A 2,578-nucleotide genomic window follows, 5' to 3' on the forward strand; every position below is an offset into this window, starting at 1 on the left:
GCCTTGATTACCGCAGTGATCGTCAACACAGCGTTCGTTATTTTCTTCGCCTCAACACACAACATCACGTTTATCGCCACGGCGGCAAGTATCGTGCTGGTATCAATCGGCATGCTGATCATTCTTCGCCATCAGTACCGCGACTTCACCAGCCTGGTGAACGCCCAGTTCAAGACTGAACAATTGAGCAACACAAACCTGTTGTTGGCCAATCGGGACAGCCTGACCGGCCTGCCTAATCGTCGGCATTTTTTCCAGACACTGGATACGGCGATGAATGAGGCACTCCTACAGCGGAGCGGGCTAGCGGTGGGTGTGCTGGATCTGGACGGGTTCAAGCCTGTCAACGACCTGTATGGCCATAGTGTCGGCGACCGGCTGCTGATGCTGGTCGCTGAACGGCTGATCAGCGCTGTCAGCGATACCGTGCAGGTATCGCGGCTGGGCGGTGACGAGTTTGCACTGCTCGTCAAGGGCGACATCAGTGACGAGGCGTTGCTGATGTTTGGCAAGCAGCTTTGCACGTTGATACATGAAAGTTTCGAACTCTCGGAAATACCGATCCAGATCGGCGCGACCCTCGGTTTCGCGACGTTTCCGGCTAACGCCGACAATGCCGCCCAACTGTATGAATACGCAGATTACGCCCTTTATCAAGGCAAGAACCACAACCCCGGGTCCACTTGCCTGTTTTCGGCCAGTCACCGTGAACAACTTAATGCCGATGGCGTAACCGAGCAGGCATTGCGGCTGGCGAACCTGGAGAAGGAGTTTCACGTCTTGTTTCAGCCGATCATTGAAAGCTGCACACGCGAAACAGTGGCTTTCGAGGCGCTGGCACGCTGGGACAGTCCAGAACTCGGCGCGGTATCGCCTGCGCATTTCATTCCGATTGCCGAGCGGATCGGCATGATCAACGAGCTGACCGCCCCTTTGTTGACGCAGGCACTACAGCGAGCATTGTCCTGGCCGTCGCCGATCAGGCTGTCGTTCAATTTGTCGGCCCATGACTGCGCGACCTGGGAAAGCGTCGAGAGAATTGTTGAGATAATAGAAAACAGTGGCTTTGACGCCTCACGACTTGATCTGGAAATCACTGAAACGGCCGTCATGCAGGACATTGGGCAGGTTCAACAGGCGATTGCCCAGTTTCGCCAGCTAGGTTGCGGTATCTCCCTTGACGATTTTGGCACCGGTTACTCCAGTCTTAGTCAGTTGCACGCCCTAGCGCTGACCAAACTGAAGATAGCTCGCAGTTTTGTGACGGGCGTGCATGACAATCCGACCAGTTACAAGATCGTCAAGTCGCTGGTAGCCCTGAGCCTGGACATGTCGTTGGACTGCGTGATCGAGGGTGTCGAAACGCAGGACGAGCTGAATATGCTGACGAGTCTGGGCTGCACAATGGTGCAAGGCAACTTCTACAGTCCGCCGATAACGTTCGACGAGACACTGGTGTGGATTGAAGCGCCGGAGCCGGATGTACGCCCGAACCGTCGAAATGACCATCCCATCATTTTGAGTGTTCTTTCGGCACCTGAATGACGCCATCAGCAATACCTTGGGCCAGCAACTCCATTATTTTCGCGAAACGAAACAATCCTGGATATTGCAGGCAGATGTAGTCCATCTGGACCTTTGATGAGCTGTCGAGCACCTGTTTGAAAGCCATCATATAGTCATAGCAGCCCTGAAGTAGCTGGCTATCGCCACTTTCTGTCGATGGAAATCGGCTGGCATAATCATGGACTACCTTCATGCATAGGAATTTCAAAATGCCTATGCATCAAGTTGACGCTATGAAGGAGGCGTCATGTCTTCATAGCGATGCGTAGGAAGACGCTGATGCGTTACTTATGCAGTGAAAATCCCTATCAACAAGCATTAATGCAGGTTATTTCACCGCGAAGCCTAGGTGCGGACGCACCTTCCCCCTGTCAGGGCTTCACGTACCTCATCTGCGCGATCGCCTGAGCGTTGAGGATCAGTCCCTGCACCGTCAGCCCGCTGATTGCCGCCGTGTATACCATCCGCGCGCCACACAGCACGCAGCGGAACGGATCGACGTTTAGAAAGGCTTTGGCCATCTGCGTAAAATACAGCTTTGGTGTCGGTCCTGGCGTCGCCATCTTCAATGCTTCATACACCTTCGGCAGGTATTTCCCACACACCCGATTGGCCAGAAAACCAAAATACCGGATCATCCGGAAATGCTTTTCCGGGATGTGCTGCACCACCCGGCGCAGCATGTCGGCCTGGCTCAGCGTTTCCTGCTGATAGGTCTGACCGGATCATCCGGAAATGCTTTTCCGGGATGTGCTGCACCACCCGGCGCAGCATGTCGGCCTGGCTCAGCGTTTCCTGCTGATAGGTCTGCGTGCGGTGATCCAGGTAGGTAAAGCTCAACGTGGCTCCGGAGGTGTAATGCGCCAGACGACTGCCCGAGATGGGCGGTTTTTTCAGGTAGCGGCCCAGGTAATTGACGGTCTTTCGGCCGTTTTCCGTCTTCTTCGACAAGTGGATGTGCCAGTGCTGGCCGCCAGCGGTCAGTATCAGACGGCGCCAGTCGCTTTCACAG

4 protein-coding genes are annotated in these 2,578 nt (G+C 54.8%); 1 reads left to right on the top strand and 3 read right to left on the bottom strand.

What is annotated here, in order from left to right; all coding sequences use genetic code 11:
- Positions 1-1,545 (top strand): putative bifunctional diguanylate cyclase/phosphodiesterase (locus AO277_RS12600; protein ID WP_257214222.1); only part of this gene is annotated, 1,545 nt, incomplete at its 5' end.
- On the opposite strand, the gene AO277_RS12605 is transcribed toward AO277_RS12600, so the two are convergent.
- From AO277_RS12605 to AO277_RS29115, 3 genes are all read right to left on the bottom strand, one after another.
- The gene (locus tag AO277_RS12605; protein ID WP_099258998.1) at positions 1,514-1,759 is read right to left on the bottom strand and encodes an arylsulfatase regulator; all 246 of its coding nucleotides are present in this window, start codon (positions 1,757-1,759) and stop codon (positions 1,514-1,516) included. The two genes, AO277_RS12600 and AO277_RS12605, sit on opposite strands and share 32 nt — an antisense overlap.
- A 178-nt stretch (positions 1,760-1,937) precedes the next feature.
- Positions 1,938-2,249 carry a transposase gene (locus tag AO277_RS29960; protein ID WP_503434368.1) on the bottom strand — a complete coding sequence of 104 codons (312 nt, stop codon included), beginning with the start codon at positions 2,247-2,249 and terminating at the stop codon, positions 1,938-1,940.
- On the bottom strand, positions 2,140-2,578 hold a 439-nt coding region (locus AO277_RS29115; RefSeq protein WP_503434369.1), incomplete at its 5' end, for a transposase. The genes AO277_RS29115 and AO277_RS29960, both read right to left, overlap by 110 nt.

This window comes from Pseudomonas amygdali (assembly GCF_002699855.1).
GTDB classification, from domain to species: domain Bacteria; phylum Pseudomonadota; class Gammaproteobacteria; order Pseudomonadales; family Pseudomonadaceae; genus Aquipseudomonas; species Aquipseudomonas amygdali.

What these genes read in the sequence shown, in the direction of transcription:
- AO277_RS12605 (WP_099258998.1), bottom strand. Translation starts at nt 1,759, where the DNA reads ATGAAGGTAGTCCATGATTATGCCAGCCGATTTCCATCGACAGAAAGT.
- AO277_RS29960 (WP_503434368.1), bottom strand. Translation starts at nt 2,249, where the DNA reads ATGCTGCGCCGGGTGGTGCAGCACATCCCGGAAAAGCATTTCCGGATG.